Raw genomic sequence first — 17551 nt, forward strand, 5'->3', positions numbered from 1 at the left:
GCTGTCACGGCGGGGCGCGCCCCGCACTGTTACCCGAACGAGCCCGTCGTCCCCATGGCACCACGCATCAAGACCCGCGATCGCATCGCCCAGGCCAGCCTGGAACTGTTCAACGCCCAGGGCGAGCGCAGCGTCACCACCAACCATATCGCCACCCACCTGGGTATATCGCCTGGGAACCTCTACTACCACTACCCGAACAAGCAGGCGATCATCGCCGAGCTGTTCGCCGAGTACGAAAGCCACGTCGAGAGCTTCTTGCGCCTGCCCGAAGGGCGGGGTCTGACGGTGGACGACAAGACCTTCTACCTGGAAGCGCTACTGGCCGCGATGTGGCGCTACCGCTTCCTCCACCGCGACCTCGAGCACCTGCTGGAAAGCGACCCGGAGCTGGCGGCGCGCTACCGCGCCTTCGCCCAGCGTTGCCTGGTCAACGCCAAGGCGATCTACCGGGGCTTCACCGAGGCCGGCATCCTGCGGATGAACGAGACCCAGCTGGAGGCCCTGACCCTCAACGCCTGGATCATCCTCACCTCCTGGGTGCGCTTCCTCTGCACCACCCTCGATCTCGACGGCGACCTCAGCGAGGCGCAACTGCGTCGCGGCATCTACCAGGTGCTGGCGCTGGAGAGCGGGCACATCGAGGCGCAGGCCCAGGATGCGGTGGACGGGATTTCCGAGCGGCTCTACGTGCCGCTCTGATCGCGCAGGGTTTTCTCCAGCACCTGCTGGATGTGGATGCCGTGGCGGCGGAAGAAGGCTTCGGTACCGAGGGTGGCGTCGGTGAACAGGTAGGCGCCGCGGTGATCCTCGGCGAAGCGCCGCAGCAGGGCTGCGCCGACGCCGCTGCTCTGTGCGCCGGGCAGCACGGCGATTTCCGCCAGCCAGACGCGAATCGGTGTTTCTTCCTCGGCGCGCAGCAGGCCGACCAGGCGGCCATCGCGTTCGGCCAGCAGGGAATAGCCGGAATGCTGGTACAGCGTGCGTAGCTCGGCAGGCGGCATGCGCCGGTCCCAGCCGACCGCCGCGTGGATCGCCAGGATCGCCTCGCAGTCGGCGTCGTCGAGCATCGGGTTGTGCCGCAGCGTCAGTTCCATTCGCCCCCCTTTTTCCTTCAGCCTGTTCCTATTCTGCCGCCCGTCGCCGGACGCCGGCCAGCTCAGTGCTGCCGCAGGCGGGCCTCCAGCCAGTCGGGGATGCGTCGTTCCAGGTAGTAGGTGGGCTGGCGCGGAGAGCCGTCGACGAAGCCGACGTGACCGCCGCGGGCGTGCAGCTCCAGCTCGGTGCAGGGTGCCAGTTCGCTGCGATCGGGCAGGCTGCGGGCGAACACGAAGGGGTCGTCGCTGGAATGGATGATCAGGCTCGGCGTGCGGATGTCCGGCAGGTAGTAGCGGCTGGACGCGCGCCGATAGTAATCCCTGGCGTCGGCGAAGCCGTGCAGCGGCGCGGTGACCCGGCCGTCGAAGTCCCAGAAGGTGCGCATGCCCTCCAGCGGACCGAGGCGTTGCAGGGCGGCCAGGCCTTCCGCCTGGCCCTGCTCGCCGAACAGCCGCTGCTTGTCCTGCACGTAGGCCAGCATGGCCTTCATGAAGTGCGCCTGGTAGACCCGGGAAAAGCCCAGGCCGATGCGGTCGGCGCACTCGTCCAGGCGGAACGGCACCGACACCGCGACGCCGCCGAGCAGCGGGCAGTCCCCAGCGGTTTCGCCCAGGTACTTGAGCAGCACGTTGCCGCCCAGCGAATAGCCGACCGCGTACAGCGGCGCTTGCGGGCGCCTGGCGCGCAGGTGCGCGACCACCTCGGCGAGGTCGTCGCTGACCCCGGAATGGTAGCCGCGCGGCAGGCGGTTCGGCTCCCCCGAGCAACCGCGCCAGTTCAGCGCCACGCTGGCCCAGCCGCGCTCCAGCAGGGCGCGCTGCAGACCGAGGATGTAGTGCGACGAGGATGACCCGGTGAGGCCGTGCAGCGCCAGCACCAGCGGGGTCTCGGCATCGTGCGGGCCGGCCCAGTCGAGGTCGATGAAGTCGCCATCGGCCAGCCACAGGCGTTCGCGCTGCCGTTCCAGGGTCGGCCCGCGGCGGAAGAACGGGCTCCACAGGGTCTGCAGGTGCGGATTGGGCAGCCACCAGGCGGGCTGGAAGGTCGGGGACGCGGTCATGCGCAGGTCATGGGCGGTGGTGGTGTGGCCACCAGCTTACCAGCCGAACTCGTCGGCGAGGTCCTCCGCCCGCTGGCGCGAACCGAGGATCGGTTGCAGTTCGTCGACGAGCTGCTGCCGATAGCGGGGCGCGACGCTGCAGTCGTCCAGCAGGATGTCCTCGCCGGCGCCGCTCCAGACCTCGCCGAAGCAGGCCAGGCTGGCCGCCATCTGCCACAGGTCGTCGAAGCACGGGGCCGGGTCCCAGCCCCTGCCGCCATGCAGGTCGAAGAGTATGCGCCCGCTGCCGGTCTCGAGGATGAACGGGTCGGCGCCCTGGTCGGCCACCACCAGCCAGTCGTCCTGCCAGCCCGACAGGCGCTCGCCGCTGATGCCGTGCCAGCGATAGCCGGCCTGGCGCTGCCAGAGGCGGGCCAGGGACGGCAGGAAAAATGGGTTGCCGGCACTCTCCAGGGTGCAGTCGAGTGGGCCGACCTCGCGGTAGAAACGCTCCAGCTCGGCGGGCAGGGCGATATCGCCCTGCCAGTCGGCGGCGGGTTGCGCCGCGCAAGGCTCGCCAAGCGCCAGCAGGCGTTGGCGAATGCTCGCGGAAGCCGGGCTCATCCTCAGGCTCCCCGCTGCCAGAGCGCGTAATGTACGTTGCCGGCTTTCTTTTCCCGGTGCAGCCGCCAGTTTCCGGGCAGGCCGAGGGACGAGGGGACGCTCTCGCTCTCGGTATAGATCCAGGCGTCGGGGTTCAGCCAGCCGCGGGTTTCGAGCAGGCGGCAGGCGTCCTGCAGCAGGTTCTGATGGAACGGCGGGTCGAGGAACACCAGGTCGAAGGCGCTCGGAGCCTGGTTTCCCAGGTAGCGCACGGCATCGCCGAGGACCAGTTGGGCGGTGCCGCACTTGAGCGCGTCGAGGTGGTTGCGCAGGGCCGCCACCGCTTCGCCGTTGGTATCCAGGGCCAGCCCTTCGCGGGCGCCGCGCGACAACGCCTCGAGGAACAGCGCGCCGCTGCCGGCGAAGGGATCGAGCACCCGTGCGCCTTCGACATAGGGTGCCAGCCAGTTGAACAGGGTCTCGCGGACCCGGTCCGGGGTCGGTCGCAGGCCGGGCCCGTCGGGAAAGACGAAACGCCGGCTGCGCCATTCGCCACCGATGATCCGCAGCTGTCCCTGGCCGCCGTGGCGGCCGGGGGCTTTCGCAGTAGGTTTGCTCATCAATGCTCCGGAACGCCGCTGGGTTGCTGGGCCGGCTTGGCGGTGGGTGGCGGCAGGGGTTTCTGCGGCACGCTCGGGCCGGCGCTGACGATGACGAAGGCGTCGGCGTCCAGGTGCTTGGCCATGGCGGTCCTGACCTGTTCGACGCTGAGTCCCTCGACCTGCTTGAGGAAGCTTTCCAGGTAGTCCAGCGGCAGGCCGTAGAAACCGATGGCGCCGAGCTGGCCGACGATGTCGGCGTTGCTCGCGGTGGACAGCGGGAAGCTGCCGGCCAGTTCGCGCTTGGCGTCGTCCAGTTCCTTCTGGGTCGGGCCGTTGGCCAGGTAGTCGCGGACGATGTCCTGGACCAGCTTCAGCGCCCCCTCGCTGAGTTCGGCGCGGGTCTGGAAGTTGATCATGAACGGACCGCGTGCCTGCATGGCGGTGAAGCCGGAATAGATGCCGTAGGTCAGGCCGCGCTTTTCTCGCACCTGGTCCATCAGGCGGGTGCCGAAGCCGCCGCCGCCGAGGATCTGGTTGCCCAGGTAGAGCGCCGCGTAGTCGGGATCCTGGCGGTCGATGCCAAGCTGGGCGAGCATCAGGTGGGTCTGCTCGGAGGGGAAGTCGATGTGCGTCAGGCCGGGCTTGGGCGTTTCCGGCTGGACGGTCTTGGCCAGCGCCGGGCCCTGGGGCAGCGCCTTGGAGACTTCCGCGGCGATCGCTTCGGCCTCCTGCCGCGAGAGGTCGCCGACCAGCGCGATGACCACGTTGCCGGCGGCGTAGGCCTTCTTGTGGAACGCCTGCAACTGTTCGCGGCTGATCGGTGGAACGGACTTTTCGTCGCCGTCGCTGGAGTGCGCGTAGGGATGCTCGCCATAGAGGCGCTTGAACAGCTCCAGGCCGGCCAGCTTGCCGGGGTTCTGCTTCTGGTACTCGAAACCGGCCAGGACCTGGTTCTTGATGCGTGCCAGAGCGTCCTCGGGGAAGGTCGGCTGGCCGATCACCTGTTCGAACAGCTTCAGCGCCTGGGTCCGCTTGTCGGCATCGGACAGGCTGCGCAGGCCGGCCACCGCCATGTCGCGGTAGGAGCCGTTGCTGAACGAGGCGCCGAGGTCCTCGAAGCCGGCGGCGATGGCAGTGGTGTCCTTGCCCGGCACGCCTTCGTTGAGCATGGCGTTGGTCAGCATCGACAGGCCGGGGGTGCCGGCGTCCTGGCTGCTGCCGGCGGCGAAGGTCAGGCGCAGGTCGAACATCGGCAGTTCATGGGCTTCGACGAACAGTACCTTGGCACCTTCGGCGGTCTTCCATTCCTGGATGTCCAGCTTGCGATGGACCGGCGCCTGCTTGGCGACGTCCTTCAGCGACTGCAACTGGTTTTCCTCGACCGCCGCGGCATGGGCCGCCGCCGGGGTCTGGGGGGGACGCGCGACGAAATAGGCCAGCGCGGCCAGCAACGCGATGACGATCAGGCCGAGCAGGCCATAACGCAGCCCTGTGCGCTCACTCATGACGGGCCTCCTTTTCCTCGGCCTTCACAGGCAGCACTTGCGCCAGGGTCAGGCGCGACGGGGTGAAATAGGTGCGGGCGGCTTTCTGGATATCGTCCGGAGTCACTGCCTTGAGGGCCTCCAGGTCCTGGTCGATCAGCTTCCAGGACAGGCCGACGCTTTCCAACTGGCCGATGCTGCTGGCCTGGGCGGCGATGGAGTCCTTCTCGTAGACCATCCCGGCGATCATCTGCGCGCGCACGCGCTCGATCTCCGCGGCGCTGGGCGGGTTCTGCTTGAGGTCATCGAGCTGCTTCCACAGACCGGCCTCGACCTGCTCGAGGGTCTTGCCCTTCTGCACGTTCGGCGTGGCCGAGAGGACGAACAGGCTGTCGCCGCGGTTGAACGCGTCATAGTAGGTGGAGGCGCCGGCGACCAGCTCCTCGCCGCGCTCCAGGCGCGAGGCCAGGCGGGCGCTGTAGCCGCCATCGAGCAGCGCGCCGATCAGGCGCAGGGCGTTGACTTCGCGAGGGTTCTCGCTGCTGCCCAGGCTGGGCACGTTGAAGCCCATGATCAGGTTCGGCAGCTGGGTGCGTACGTACAGCTTGAGCCGGCGCTCGCCGGGCTCGGCCAGTTCCAGCGGCTTGCGCGCCGGCGGCAGCTGGCGCCAGGGGATCTCGCCGAAGTAGCGCTTGGCGAGGGTCTTGACCTCGTCGGCGGTGACGTCGCCGACCACTACCAGGGTGGCGTTGTTCGGCGCGTACCAGGATTCGTACCAGTGGCGCAGGTCGTCGATGGTCATGCGCTGCAGGTCGGCCATCCAGCCGATGGTCGGGGTGTGGTAGCCGCTGGCCGGGTAGGCGGCGGCCTTGAAGCGCTCGAAGGCGAGGGCGTTGGGATTGTCGTCGGTGCGCAGGCGGCGCTCCTCCTTGATCACCTCGATCTCGCTCTTGAACTGGTCGGCCGGCAGGCTCAAGTGGGCCATGCGGTCGGCTTCCATCTCCAGCGCCACCGGCAGGCGGTCGCGGGCCAGGACCTGGTAATAGGCGGTGTAGTCGTCGGTGGTGAAGGCGTTCTCTTCCGCACCCAGGTCGCGCAGCACCCGCGAGGCTTCGCCCGGGCCGAGCTTGCGGCTGCCCTTGAACATCATGTGTTCGAGGGCGTGGGACAGGCCGGTGAGCCCGGGTGTCTCGTAGCTGGAGCCGATCCTGTACCAGAGCTGGGAAACCACCACCGGGGCGCGGTGGTCTTCACGCACTATGACCTTCAGGCCGTTGTCGAGGCTGAACTCGTGGGTGGGCTGGGTTTCCGCCGCCTGGGCGAAAAGCGGGAGACAAAGGCTGGCTAGGAGCAGGCCGACGCGGCGGCGAGCTGGGGTTTTCATGGTGATCTGGACCTTTCGTGCCGCCACCGGGGTCTCAGGTCACTGCGGGGCAGGACCCTTAGCCCCGTCGGGCGAGGAGATGCTAGGATACCCATCCGTTTTCCGGGCGGCCACGTCCCGTGCCGCTCCCTTGAGATACAAGCATTCATGTTTGGTTCCAACGACGACAAGAAGGCCCCGCAGGGCGGGGAAAAGAAAGGTCTGTTCGGCTGGTGGCGGAAAAAGCCGCAAGCCGGCGAGCAGCCTGCCGATCAGCCTGTCGAGCCGGTCTCCGAGACAGCGGCCGCCGAGCAGCGCGCGCCTGCCGATGACGTGGCGCAATCCCTGACAGAACAGCCAGGTCGGCAGCAGCCCTCCGCTGCCGAGCCGGCCGAGCCGGCGCCGGTTGCCGAAGCACCGCTCGCCAGTGACGAGCCAGCGTCGGCCGAGGAGCATTCGCCCCGGCCCGAGGCGCCCGTCGCGCAACCCGAGCCTATCCTGGCTGCCGAGCCCGAGCCCGAGCCCGAGCCCGTTGCGCCGCTGGCCGCCGCGCCGGCAGTCAGCGAGCCGGCGACCAGGCCGGGCTTCTTCGCCCGCCTCCGGCAGGGGCTGTCCAAGACCAGCGCCAGCATCGGCGAAGGCATGGCCAGCCTGTTCCTCGGTCGCAAGGAAATCGACGACGACCTGCTCGACGACATCGAGACGCGCCTGCTGACCGCCGACGTCGGCGTCGAGGCCACCACCCTGATCGTGCAGAACCTGACCAAGCGCGTGGCGCGCAAGGAGCTGGCCGACAGCGGCGCGCTGTACAAGGCGCTGCAGGAAGAGCTGGCCAGCCTGCTGCGCCCGGTGGAGCAGCCGTTGCAGGTCGACGTCGCGCGCGAGCCCTATGTGATCCTGGTGGTCGGGGTGAACGGCGTGGGCAAGACCACCACCATCGGCAAGCTGGCGAAGAAGCTGCAACTCGAGGGCAAGAAGGTCATGCTGGCCGCCGGCGACACCTTCCGCGCCGCCGCCGTGGAGCAGTTGCAGGTCTGGGGCGAGCGCAACCGCATCCCGGTGATCGCCCAGCACACCGGCGCCGACTCCGCCTCGGTGATCTTCGACGCGGTGCAGGCCGCCAAGGCCCGCGGCATCGACGTGCTGATCGCCGATACCGCCGGACGCCTGCATACCAAGGACAACCTGATGGAGGAGCTGAAGAAGGTGCGCCGGGTGATCGGCAAGCTGGACGAGACGGCGCCCCATGAGGTCCTGCTGGTGCTCGACGCCGGCACCGGGCAGAACGCCATCAACCAGGCCAAGCAGTTCAACCTCGCGGTGGAGCTGACCGGCCTGGCCCTGACCAAACTGGACGGCACCGCCAAGGGCGGGGTGATCTTCGCCCTGGCCAAGCAGTTCGGCCTGCCGATCCGCTATATCGGTGTCGGCGAGGGGATCGACGATCTCCGTACCTTCGAGGCCGACGCCTTCGTCCAGGCACTCTTCGCAGAGCGGGAGAACGCATGATCCGCTTCGAGCAGGTCGGCAAACGCTATCCCAACGGCCACGTAGGCCTGCACGAGGTGTCCTTCCGCGTGCACCGTGGCGAGATCCTCTTCGTCACCGGCCACTCCGGCGCCGGCAAGAGCACCCTGCTGCGCCTCATCCTGGCGATGGAGCGACCGACCAGCGGCAAGCTGTTGCTCGGCGGCCAGGACCTGGGGCGCATCACCACCGCGCAGATCCCTTTCCTGCGCCGGCAGATCGGCGTGGTGTTCCAGAACCACCAACTGCTCACCGATCGTACGGTGGCGGACAACATCGCCCTGCCGCTGCAGATCCTCGGCATGCCCAAGCCGGAGATCGCCAAGCGCGTGGCCTCGGCCCTGGAGCGGGTGAACCTGAAGGAAAAGGGCGAGGCGTTGCCTTCCGACCTTTCCACCGGCCAGCAGCAGCGGGTCGGCATTGCCCGCGCCATCGTCCACCAGCCGGCCCTGCTGCTGGCGGACGAACCCACCGGCAACCTCGACCCGCGACTCGCCTCGGAAATCATGGGTGTGTTCGAGGATATCAATCGCCTGGGCACCACCGTACTGATCGCCAGCCACGACCTGGCCCTGATCGCCCGTATGCGCCATCGCATGCTGACCCTGCAGCGTGGCCGGATCATCGCTGACCGTGAGGATGAGGCCTGATGAGCGCCAACGATCTTCCCCGTGGCCCCGAAGAGGGCGCACCGGAACGCAAGACCCGCGAGAAACCGAGCCAGGAGCAGACCGACTGGAGCGGCTCGTTCAGCGCCTACCTGGAAAGCCATCGCGCCAGCCTGGTGGACAGCCTGCGCCGGTTGTTCGGCCACCCGTTCGGCAGCTTCTTCACCTGCCTGGTGATGGGTATCACCCTGAGCCTGCCGATGGGCCTCTCGCTGCTGCTGAACAATGTCGAACGGCTCGGCGGCTCCTGGCAGCGGGCGGCGCAGATATCCCTGTTCCTCGACCTGAAGACCAGCGAAAATCAGGGCCAGGACCTGCGCGAGCAGATCGAGCGCCTGCCGGACGTGATCGAGGCCCAATTGATCAGCCGCGAGCAGGCGCTCAGCGAATTGCAGGAACAGTCCGGCCTGGGCGAAGCGCTCAAGGAGCTGCCGGAGAACCCGCTGCCGCCGGTGATCTCGGTCACGCCCAAGCAGATCGACCGGGCTGGCCTGGAGGCACTGCGCCAGCAGCTCGCGGAGCTGCCTCATGTGCAGCAGGCGCAGCTCGACCTGGTATGGGTCGAGCGCCTGAGCGCGATCCTCAAGCTCGGCGAACGCTTCGTCTTCGGCCTGACCATCCTGCTGGTGCTGACCCTCTTGCTGGTGGTGGGCAACACCATCCGCCTGCACATCGAAAATCGCCGTAACGAAATCGAGGTGATCAAGCTGGTCGGCGGGACGGACGGTTACGTGCGCCGGCCATTCCTGTACATGGGCGCGTTGTACGGCCTGGGCGCGGGCATCCTGTCCTGGGCGCTGCTGGCCTATTCGCTGAACTGGCTGAACGGTTCGGTGGTCAACCTTTCAGGGCTGTACGGCAGCGACTTCGGCCTGCAGGGCGTGCCGCTGGACGACGGCCTGTCGCTGACCGTGGGCGCGGTGCTGCTTGGCTGGGTCGGCGCCTGGCTGGCCGTGGCCCGCCACCTGCGCGAGCTGGCGCCGCGCTGAGGACAGGCGGATCACGACCAGCCAGCGGGTCGTTGTAAAGGAACTTATACACCCGCTTGCAGTCAGATATCCGAGTGCTACACTGCGCGAGTTTCGTGAATCGGAGGATTCGCATGACCACTTCTTTGCAACCTGTACATGCCTTGGTTCCAGGCGCAAACCTGGAAGCCTACGTGCACTCGGTGAACAGCATTCCGCTGTTGTCGCCGGAACAGGAGCGTGAACTGGCCGAACGCCTCTTCTATCAGCAAGACCTGGAAGCGGCGCGGCAGATGGTGTTGGCGCACCTGCGCTTCGTTGTTCATATCGCCAAGAGTTATTCGGGGTACGGCCTGGCCCAGGCCGACCTGATCCAGGAAGGCAACGTCGGCCTGATGAAGGCCGTGAAGCGTTTCAACCCGGAAATGGGCGTTCGCCTGGTGTCCTTCGCCGTGCACTGGATCAAGGCGGAGATCCACGAGTTCATCCTGCGCAACTGGCGGATCGTCAAGGTCGCCACCACCAAGGCGCAGCGCAAGCTGTTCTTCAACCTGCGCAGCCAGAAGAAGCGCCTGGCCTGGTTGAACAACGAGGAAGTCCATCGCGTCGCCGAGAGCCTGGGGGTCGAGCCCCGCGAAGTGCGCGAGATGGAAAGCCGCCTGACCGGCCAGGACATGGCGTTCGACCCGGCCGCCGACGCGGACGACGAGAGCGCCTACCAGTCGCCGGCGCATTACCTCGAAGACCACCGCTACGACCCGGCGCGCCAGTTGGAAGACGCCGACTGGAGCGACAGCTCCAGCGCCAACCTGCACGAGGCGCTGGAAGGCCTCGACGAGCGCAGCCGCGACATTCTCCAGCAGCGCTGGCTGTCCGAGGAGAAGGCCACGCTGCACGACCTGGCGGAAAAGTACAACGTTTCCGCCGAGCGTATCCGGCAGCTGGAAAAGAACGCCATGAGCAAGCTGAAAGGGCGGATTCTCGCCTGATCGCCGCGCCTCGCGAAAACCGCACCCCGCAAGGGTGCGGTTTTTTTCTGCCCGGAGGAATCCCATGCCGCGCAATACCCGCTGGCTGTTCTACTTGTCGCTGGCGGTCCTGACCTTCGTCGTCGGCGCCTGGCTGGTCCGTACGCCGGAACCGGCGCGACCGTTGCCGTGGCTGGCCGACTGGCAGGAGCAGGTGCTGGCGCCGTTGGCGGACAACGCCTTGACCCTGCGCCAGCTGCACGACGCGGTGGATGGCGAGTTGTGGGTGGACCCGCGCCTGGATGGCGTGCGCCTGGCCTTCCGTGGCCGCCTGCTGGGCGACGGCGGCCCCTGGCAGGTGGAAGGCGAGCTGGGCCTGAGCGCCGAGGAGCAACTGAGCCTGCAGCGGGCATCTGCGTTGCAGCCTGGCAGCGCGCCGCAGCCATTGAGCGCCGGATTGGAAGGACAGTTGGGCGACAAGCCGATCGTGGCGCTGAGCATGATTCCCGAAGGCAGGGTCGGTGCCGAGCGGCTGCTGGCCAGTCTCGGCCAGCCGCGCCTGCGCCTGCAACTGGCCCAGGGCGAGGCCTGGGTCTATCCGCAACTGGGCCTGACCGCGCACCTGCCGGACGACGACTTGCGACTGATGCTCGCGGTGCCGCGCCAGGCCCTGGAAAAACCGCCGCGTTGAGCTTTCAGCGCTCCAGGCGCAGCAGGTAGTCGTCGCCGCCCAACTGCCACATCTGCTGGCGAATCCAGGCCGCGCGCTGGCGTACGTAGGGGCCCGGCCTGGCCGCGCTCCATTTCAGCGGGCTGGGCAGCACCGCGGCGAGCTGGCTGGCCTGGGTGCGGCTCAGGCGCTCGGCGTCGAGGCCGAAGTGATAGCGTGCCGCAGCCTGCGCGCCGAAGACGCCCGGGCCCCATTCGGCGCTGTTCAGGTAGACCTCGAGAATCCGTTGCTTGGTCCAGAGCGTCTCGATCAGCAGGGTGAACCAGGCCTCCAGGCCCTTGCGCAGCCAACTGCGCCCGGACCAGAGGAAGACGTTCTTCGCCACCTGCTGGCTGAGCGTACTGGCGCCGCGGATACTGCCGCCGCGCTCGTTGTGCGCGAGGGCCTGCTGGATGGCCGGCAGGTCGAAGCCGTGGTGCTCGGCGAAGTGCTGGTCCTCGCCGGCGATCACCGCGACCTTCAGGCTGTCCGGCAACTGCTCCCAGGAGCGCCAGTCGCGCTGCAGGTCGATGGGCTGGCCGTCGACCCAGGAGCCGACCTTGCGTTCGACCATGACCATGGTCCCCGGTGGCGGCACCCAGCGCAGGACCGCGACCAGCACGACGCTGGCGGCCATGAACCAGAGCAGGTACTTGAACAGGCGGCGGAACAGGGATCGCAACATGCGCGGCTTGGCTTGGAAGAAGGGGGCGGCCATTATAGCGGGCTGGATGCTATCACCGGAGTCTTGTCCATGCTTCGTCCCTTCCTGTTGTTGGCGGCATTTTTCGGTTTCACCGGCGTGGCCCTCGGGGCGTTCGCCGCCCACGGCCTGAAGAAGCAGCTCAGCGCCGAGTACCTGGCGGTATTCCAGACCGGCGTGCACTACCAGTTGATCCACGCCCTGGCGCTGTTCGGCGTGGCGCTGCTCGCCACCCGCCTGGACGGCCGCCTGGTGAGCGCGGCGGGTGGCCTGTTCACGCTGGGCATCCTGCTGTTCTCCGGCAGCCTCTACCTGCTGACCCTCAGTGGCATCGGCAAGCTCGGCATCGTCACCCCGTTCGGCGGCGTCTCCTTCCTCGCCGGCTGGCTGTGCCTGGGGCTGGCCGCCTGGCGCCTGGGCAACGCCTGAGACCGGTTGCCTCAGGCGGCGCACTTGTCGACAAGGCGCCTTGGTCATCGGGGTGGATCGGGCTAGAATGCCGCTCCCTTTCACTTTCGTGACCGTCCAGCCATGCAGATTCAACTGAACGGCGAGCCCTTCGAGCTGCCCGACGCGCAGAGCGTCGCGGACCTGCTGGCCCGCCTGGAGCTTGGCGGCCGCCGCGTGGCCGTCGAGCTGAACCTGGATATCGTGCCGCGCAGCCAGCACGCCAGCACCGCGCTCAAGGATGGCGACCGCGTGGAGATCGTCCACGCCATCGGCGGCGGCTAGGCCTGGCCCCCGAACCCTTCCATCGGCCCCGCAAGCCTTTCCATCCAGGAGTCATCCGATGAGCCAAGCATCCAGTACCGATACCCCCTTCGTCATCGCCGGCCGTACCTATGGCTCGCGCCTGCTGGTGGGGACCGGCAAGTACAAGGACCTCGACGAGACCCGCCGGGCCATCGAGGCCTCCGGAGCGGAGATCGTCACGGTGGCGGTGCGGCGCACCAACATCGGGCAGAATCCCGACGAGCCGAACCTGCTGGATGTGATCCCGCCGGATCGCTACACCATCCTGCCGAACACCGCCGGCTGCTATGACGCGGTCGAGGCCGTGCGCACCTGCCGTCTGGCCCGCGAGCTGCTGGACGGGCACAACCTGGTCAAGCTGGAAGTCCTCGCCGACCAGAAGACCCTGTTCCCCAACGTCGTCGAGACCCTCAAGGCCGCCGAGCAACTGGTGAAGGACGGCTTCGACGTGATGGTGTACACCAGCGACGACCCGATCATCGCCCGCCAACTGGCCGAGATCGGCTGCATCGCGGTGATGCCGCTGGCCGGCCTGATCGGCTCCGGCCTGGGCATCTGCAACCCCTACAACCTGCGCATCATCCTCGAGGAAGCCAAGGTCCCGGTGCTGGTCGACGCCGGCGTTGGCACCGCTTCCGATGCAGCGATCGCCATGGAGCTGGGTTGCGAGGCGGTGCTGATGAACACCGCCATCGCCCATGCCAAGGACCCGGTGATGATGGCCGAGGCCATGAAGCACGCGATCGTCGCCGGTCGTCTCGCCTACCTGGCCGGACGCATGCCGCGCAAGCTGTATGCCAGCGCCTCGTCGCCGCTGGACGGCCTGATCGACTGATACCGACTACCTGGGGCGGGCTGTCCGCCGGATGCGGGAAGCGTCCGGCAGGCAGCCCGCCCTTCTGTCTCTAGCAAGGTTTTCTTTTCCATGAGCGATACCCCGCAATCCCCGGCCCAGGACTCCCTGGCGGAACACGACGAAGCACGGCCGATGCGCACCGTGAAGAGCTTCGTGATGCGCGCCGGGCGCATGACCGAAGGCCAGCAGCGTGGCCTCGACCTGGGCTGGCCGAAGTTCGGCCTGGAACTGAGCGATGAGGTTCAGGACTTCGACGCGATCTTCGGTCGCCAGGCGCCGCGGACTTTCGAGATCGGCTTCGGCATGGGCCATTCCACCCTGGAAATGGCCGCCGCCGCGCCTGACATCGACTTCATCGGCGTCGAGGTGCACAAGCCGGGCGTCGGCGCGCTGCTCAACGGCCTGCTGACCCAGGGCCTGGGCAACGTGCGGGTGTATAGCTGCGACGCGCTGGAAGTGCTGCGCCACTGCGTGGCCGACGCCAGCCTCGATCGGCTGCTGCTGTTCTTCCCCGATCCCTGGCACAAGAAGCGCCACCACAAGCGGCGGATCGTCCAGCCGGAATTCGCCGAACTGGTGCGGCGCAAGCTGAAGGTCGGCGGCGTGCTGCACATGGCCACCGACTGGGAGCCTTATGCCGAGCATATGCTGGACGTCATGAGCGCGGCGCCGGGCTACCGCAACCAGGCCGAAGACGGCCGCTTCGTGCCGCGCCCGCAAGAGCGTCCGGTGACCAAGTTCGAGCGGCGCGGGGAGCGCCTGGGACATGGCGTCTGGGACCTCAAGTTCGAGCGCGTCGACTGATCCACCGCACCAGCGACGTACCCCTGGCGCCGAACCGGCGCCGGGACTCCAAGCAGACCGGGAACACCCGGCGGACCTCACCTTCAAGCTGCACGTTTCCCGGCTTCGGCCGGATCCAATAATAAGAGCGGCACGGCTCGGCCGGCTGCAAAGGAGACTGCTGTGTTGAAGAAACTGGGCATCCTGTTGCTCGGGGCCGGTTGCGCCTGGGCGGCGCAGGCCAAGGTAGACGAAGTCCAGGCCGCACGCCTGGACCAGGACCTGACCCCGCTGGGGGCGGAGCGGGCCGGCAACGCCGATGGCAGCATCCCGCCCTGGACCGGCGGCATCACCCAGGCGCCGGCCGGCTACCGGCCCGGCATGCATCACCTCGACCCGTTCGCCGCCGATCGTCCGCGCCTGGTCCTCGACAGCCGCAACATGGCCGCCTACCAGGCGCTGCTGACGCCGGGCACCCAGGCCTTGCTGCAGGCCAACCCGGACTACCACCTGCGGGTCTTCCCCACCCGCCGCAGCGCATCCCTGCCGCAGCGCCTGTACGACGCTACCCGCGCCAACGCCAGCCGCGCCGAGCTGATCGCCGACGGCAACGGCGTGCAGGGCGCTGCCGCCGGCGTGCCCTTCCCCCTGCCGCAGAGCGGCCAGGAAGCGATCTGGAACCACATCATGCGCTACCGCGGCGAGCAACTGCACCTGCAGACCAACCAGGCGGCGGTGCTGGCCAACGGCAGCTACAACCTGCTCAAGCTCGACCGCTACCTGTACTTCGTCTATGGCCGCGAGGGGATGATCCCGGAGAACCTCGACAACACGTTGTTCTACTACAAGTACAAGGTGGTCGCGCCGGCGCGCCTGGCCGGTTCGGCGCTGGTGGTGCAGGAAACCCTCGACCAGGTGCTGTCGATCCGCAAGGCCTGGCGCTTCAACCGTGGCGAGCGGCGCGTGCGGCGCTTGCCGACCCTGGCCTACGACAGCCTGCAGCCGGATACCAACGGCATGGCCACGGCGGACACCGTGGATGTCTACAACGGCGCACCGGACCACTACGAGTGGGCGTTGCTCGGCAAGCGCGAGATGCTGGTGCCTTACAACAGCTACGCGGTGCACCAGAAGGGCCTCGCCTATGGCGACATCCTCAAGAGCCGCTTCATCAATCCCGACCTGCTGCGCTACGAGCTGCATCGCGTCTGGGTGGTCGAGGCGACCCTGCGCAAGGGCTTCAGCCATCCCTACGCCAAGCGCCGCTTCTACCTCGACGAAGACAGCTGGCAGATCCTCGCCGCCGACATCTACGACAAGGATGGCGTGCTGACCCGGGCCCAGGAGGTCCATCCGATCAACTACTACGATGTGCCGCTGGTCTCCAGCACCCTGGAAGCGATCTACGACTTCAAGGGCGGCCGCTACTTCGTCGATGGGCTGGACAACAACGAGCCGATGTACGACTTCGGCGTGCAGGTTGGGCCGCGCGACTTCACCCCGCAGGTGCTGCGCCGGGAGGGGAACTGAGGCGGACGGCCCTCAGACGATCAGCTCGGCGCCGCGTAGCGTGCCGTCGTCGTCCAGGCGCGCCGGCGCCGGGCTGATCTGCAGGTACTTGATGCTGTCCCGCGGAATCAGCAGCAGGTCGCCGTCGACCTCGACGCTGAGATAGGGCGTGTCCAGTTGCTGGCGGATGCTGCGGGCAACCTCGGCCGGGTCGTCCTGCTGGCGCGGGAAGCGCAGCGACAGGCGCTGGCCGTCGGTGAAATGCAGGTAGAGGTGCTTGATCGGTTTCATGCGGGCTCCCGGAGGCCATGACGCTCTTGGGGACGGCGCTGGCCGCCGGGAGACCGGGGGCTCAGCTGCGATCGGCGATCATGCCGATCACGAAGAACACTAGCAGGAGCACGGGCGCCAGGGTGTAGTTGTTGAAGTAGCCGAGGCCCTTGGCCAGCCAGGGGGTGACGAAGACCATCGCCAGGCCGTAGCCGACCGCGCAGATCAACACGAACAGCAGGGTGCGGAAGACGAAGTTGAGGCTGCCGATGCGCTGCTGTACCCAGGCGTTGATCGCCGGGCCGAACAGCACCAGCAGGGTGGCCATGATGGCCAGGGAAATGTCCGACAGGTGGCTGCGGCTCCAGCGCGACAGGGTGGCGATCAGGTCCAGCGCGTAATCCATCGAGGGTTCCTTGTAACGAATCGGCGTGTCGGTCGGCGGAGTTTACCTGCCTGCCGGCACGGATGGGCGTGCATCCGTCGTCACGGCAGGAAATGTTGCAGCAGGTCGTTGAGGAACAGCTGGCCGCGTTCGCTGGGGCGCAGGCGCTGCGGGTCGTCGGCGAGCAGCCCGGCGTCGCGCGCGGCGGCGCAGGCATCGGCGATCGCCGCCAGTGGCTGGCCGGTGCGCTGTGGGTAGAGCGCGGCGGGGACGCCGTCGACCAGGCGCAGCACGTTCATCATGAACTCGAATGGCAGGTCGGCCGCTTCCAGCGGGCGCTCGCCGGCCTGGAAGGCCTTTTGCGGGTTGAGGTAGTCCTTCGGCAGGCGGGTCTTCCAGGTCCGCACGATGCGTCCGTCCGGCGCGCTCAGCTTGGCGTGGGCGCCGGCGCCGATGCCGAGGAAGTCGCCGAAGCTCCAGTAGTTCAGGTTGTGCCGGGCGCGCAGGCCGTCGCGGGCGTAGGCGGAGGTCTCGTACTGGCGGTAGCCGTGCTCGTCGAGCAGGGCCTGGCCGGCTTCCTGGATGTCCCAGAGGATGTCGTCCTCGGGCAGCTCCGGCGGCTGGCTCCAGAACACCGTGTTCGGCTCCATGGTCAGTTGGTACCAGGAGAGGTGCGTGGGGGCCAGGGCGAGGGCCTGGCGCAGGTCGGCCAGGGCGTCGTCGAGGCTCTGCCCGGGCAGGCCGTGCATCAGGTCGAGGTTGAAGTTGTCGAAGCCGGCCTGGCGCGCCATGTCGGCGGCGCGCACTGCCTCGGCGCCGTCGTGGATGCGCCCCAGGGCCTGCAGCTTGTCGGCCTGGAAGCTCTGCACGCCGATGGACAGGCGATTGATGCCGAGGCGCCGGTAGTCGGCGAACTTGACCTGTTCGAAGGTGCCGGGATTGGCTTCCAGGGTGATCTCGATGCCGTCGGCGAAGCCGACCCTGCGCTCGACGCCTTCCAGTAGCCGGCCCAGGGCCTTGGCCGAGAACAGGCTGGGCGTGCCGCCGCCGAAGAAGATCGAACCCAGGCGCCGGCCGTGGACATGGCGCAGGTCTTGCTCCAGGTCGGCGAGCAGGGCGTCGACATAGGCCTCTTCGGGCAGCTCCGGGCCAGCGGCGTGGGAGTTGAAGTCGCAATACGGGCACTTGCGCACGCACCACGGGATGTGCACGTACAGGGCCAGGGGCGGGAGCTGGAACGGGGTGGCTTGGGTCACGGCGGGG

The 17551-nt window shown here is 67.8% G+C and carries 21 protein-coding genes; 11 read left to right on the top strand and 10 right to left on the bottom strand.

Annotated features, from left to right (window positions below):
- The first annotated feature begins 54 nt into the window (after positions 1-54).
- On the top strand, positions 55-702 hold the full coding sequence (locus HMPREF2716_RS03480; RefSeq protein ID WP_003084488.1) for a TetR/AcrR family transcriptional regulator: 648 nt from the start codon (positions 55-57) through the stop codon (positions 700-702).
- Here the strand turns inward: HMPREF2716_RS03480 and HMPREF2716_RS03485 are convergent.
- The 6 genes from HMPREF2716_RS03485 to HMPREF2716_RS03510 form a co-directional block, all read right to left on the bottom strand.
- A complete protein-coding gene (locus HMPREF2716_RS03485) occupies positions 687-1097 on the bottom strand; it encodes a GNAT family N-acetyltransferase (RefSeq protein WP_003102866.1) in 411 nt (136 codons plus the stop codon). The two genes, HMPREF2716_RS03480 and HMPREF2716_RS03485, sit on opposite strands and share 16 nt — an antisense overlap.
- Before the next feature lie 62 nt (positions 1098-1159).
- Positions 1160-2158: a hydrolase gene (locus HMPREF2716_RS03490; protein ID WP_003084490.1), complete on the bottom strand. Its 999-nt coding sequence runs from the start codon at positions 2156-2158 to the stop codon at positions 1160-1162.
- 36 nt (positions 2159-2194) lie between these two features.
- Positions 2195-2761, bottom strand: a complete 567-nt coding sequence (locus HMPREF2716_RS03495) for a hypothetical protein (protein WP_003084491.1) — start codon at positions 2759-2761, stop codon at positions 2195-2197.
- A gap of 2 nt (positions 2762-2763) precedes the next feature.
- On the bottom strand, positions 2764-3360 hold the full coding sequence (rsmD, locus tag HMPREF2716_RS03500; protein WP_003102864.1) for a 16S rRNA (guanine(966)-N(2))-methyltransferase RsmD: 597 nt from the start codon (positions 3358-3360) through the stop codon (positions 2764-2766).
- Positions 3360-4847 (bottom strand): M16 family metallopeptidase, encoded by a 1488-nt coding sequence (locus HMPREF2716_RS03505; RefSeq protein WP_003110404.1) that lies wholly within the window; start codon positions 4845-4847, stop codon positions 3360-3362. Before HMPREF2716_RS03505 ends, rsmD begins: the two co-directional genes overlap by 1 nt.
- Positions 4840-6237, bottom strand: coding sequence for a M16 family metallopeptidase (locus HMPREF2716_RS03510; RefSeq protein WP_003084498.1), 1398 nt, complete (start codon positions 6235-6237; stop codon positions 4840-4842). Before HMPREF2716_RS03510 ends, HMPREF2716_RS03505 begins: the two co-directional genes overlap by 8 nt.
- Positions 6238-6357: 120 nt before the next feature.
- Here HMPREF2716_RS03510 and ftsY point away from each other — a divergent pair, with 120 nt between their 5' ends.
- The 5 genes from ftsY to HMPREF2716_RS03535 all read left to right on the top strand — a co-directional run bounded on the left by ftsY (position 6358) and on the right by HMPREF2716_RS03535 (position 11011).
- Positions 6358-7698 (top strand): signal recognition particle-docking protein FtsY, encoded by a 1341-nt coding sequence (ftsY, locus tag HMPREF2716_RS03515; protein WP_017001594.1) that lies wholly within the window; start codon positions 6358-6360, stop codon positions 7696-7698.
- Positions 7695-8366 carry a cell division ATP-binding protein FtsE gene (ftsE, locus tag HMPREF2716_RS03520; RefSeq protein ID WP_003084505.1) on the top strand — a complete coding sequence of 224 codons (672 nt, stop codon included), beginning with the start codon at positions 7695-7697 and terminating at the stop codon, positions 8364-8366. Before ftsY ends, ftsE begins: the two co-directional genes overlap by 4 nt.
- On the top strand, positions 8366-9373 hold the full coding sequence (gene ftsX / locus HMPREF2716_RS03525) for a permease-like cell division protein FtsX (protein ID WP_003084508.1): 1008 nt from the start codon (positions 8366-8368) through the stop codon (positions 9371-9373). The genes ftsE and ftsX overlap by 1 nt, the downstream gene beginning before the upstream one ends.
- A gap of 113 nt (positions 9374-9486) precedes the next feature.
- The gene (gene rpoH / locus HMPREF2716_RS03530) at positions 9487-10341 is read left to right on the top strand and encodes an RNA polymerase sigma factor RpoH (RefSeq protein ID WP_003084510.1); all 855 of its coding nucleotides are present in this window, start codon (positions 9487-9489) and stop codon (positions 10339-10341) included.
- 64 nt (positions 10342-10405) lie between these two features.
- Positions 10406-11011 (top strand): hypothetical protein, encoded by a 606-nt coding sequence (locus HMPREF2716_RS03535; RefSeq protein ID WP_003084511.1) that lies wholly within the window; start codon positions 10406-10408, stop codon positions 11009-11011.
- 4 nt (positions 11012-11015) lie between these two features.
- On the opposite strand, the gene mtgA is transcribed toward HMPREF2716_RS03535, so the two are convergent.
- A complete protein-coding gene (gene mtgA, locus HMPREF2716_RS03540) occupies positions 11016-11747 on the bottom strand; it encodes a monofunctional biosynthetic peptidoglycan transglycosylase (protein ID WP_003100972.1) in 732 nt (243 codons plus the stop codon).
- A 36-nt stretch (positions 11748-11783) separates the two neighbouring features.
- Here mtgA and HMPREF2716_RS03545 point away from each other — a divergent pair, with 36 nt between their 5' ends.
- The 5 genes from HMPREF2716_RS03545 to HMPREF2716_RS03565 all read left to right on the top strand — a co-directional run bounded on the left by HMPREF2716_RS03545 (position 11784) and on the right by HMPREF2716_RS03565 (position 15654).
- Positions 11784-12161 carry a DUF423 domain-containing protein gene (locus HMPREF2716_RS03545; protein ID WP_003084513.1) on the top strand — a complete coding sequence of 126 codons (378 nt, stop codon included), beginning with the start codon at positions 11784-11786 and terminating at the stop codon, positions 12159-12161.
- Between the two features lie 102 nt (positions 12162-12263).
- Complete coding sequence (thiS, locus tag HMPREF2716_RS03550; RefSeq protein ID WP_003084514.1) at positions 12264-12464, top strand: sulfur carrier protein ThiS; 201 nt, start codon at positions 12264-12266, stop codon at positions 12462-12464.
- A gap of 58 nt (positions 12465-12522) precedes the next feature.
- A complete protein-coding gene (locus HMPREF2716_RS03555; RefSeq protein WP_003084517.1) occupies positions 12523-13320 on the top strand; it encodes a thiazole synthase in 798 nt (265 codons plus the stop codon).
- Between the two features lie 153 nt (positions 13321-13473).
- Complete coding sequence (trmB, locus tag HMPREF2716_RS03560; RefSeq protein ID WP_003118800.1) at positions 13474-14145, top strand: tRNA (guanosine(46)-N7)-methyltransferase TrmB; 672 nt, start codon at positions 13474-13476, stop codon at positions 14143-14145.
- Positions 14146-14307: 162 nt separating this feature from the next.
- Positions 14308-15654 carry a DUF1329 domain-containing protein gene (locus HMPREF2716_RS03565; protein WP_070621816.1) on the top strand — a complete coding sequence of 449 codons (1347 nt, stop codon included), beginning with the start codon at positions 14308-14310 and terminating at the stop codon, positions 15652-15654.
- A 12-nt stretch (positions 15655-15666) separates the two neighbouring features.
- Here HMPREF2716_RS03565 and HMPREF2716_RS03570 read toward each other — a convergent pair whose 3' ends face one another.
- From HMPREF2716_RS03570 to hemW, 3 genes are all read right to left on the bottom strand, one after another.
- Complete coding sequence (locus HMPREF2716_RS03570) at positions 15667-15924, bottom strand: hypothetical protein (RefSeq protein WP_003084524.1); 258 nt, start codon at positions 15922-15924, stop codon at positions 15667-15669.
- A 61-nt stretch (positions 15925-15985) separates the two neighbouring features.
- Complete coding sequence (locus tag HMPREF2716_RS03575; protein ID WP_003084525.1) at positions 15986-16309, bottom strand: DUF3392 domain-containing protein; 324 nt, start codon at positions 16307-16309, stop codon at positions 15986-15988.
- Positions 16310-16389: 80 nt separating this feature from the next.
- On the bottom strand, positions 16390-17544 hold the full coding sequence (gene hemW / locus HMPREF2716_RS03580; RefSeq protein ID WP_003117893.1) for a radical SAM family heme chaperone HemW: 1155 nt from the start codon (positions 17542-17544) through the stop codon (positions 16390-16392).
- Positions 17545-17551: the final 7 nt, after the last annotated feature.

The sequence above is a fragment of the Pseudomonas sp. HMSC076A11 genome, assembly GCF_001810205.1.
Classification (GTDB): Bacteria; Pseudomonadota; Gammaproteobacteria; order Pseudomonadales; family Pseudomonadaceae; genus Pseudomonas; species Pseudomonas aeruginosa.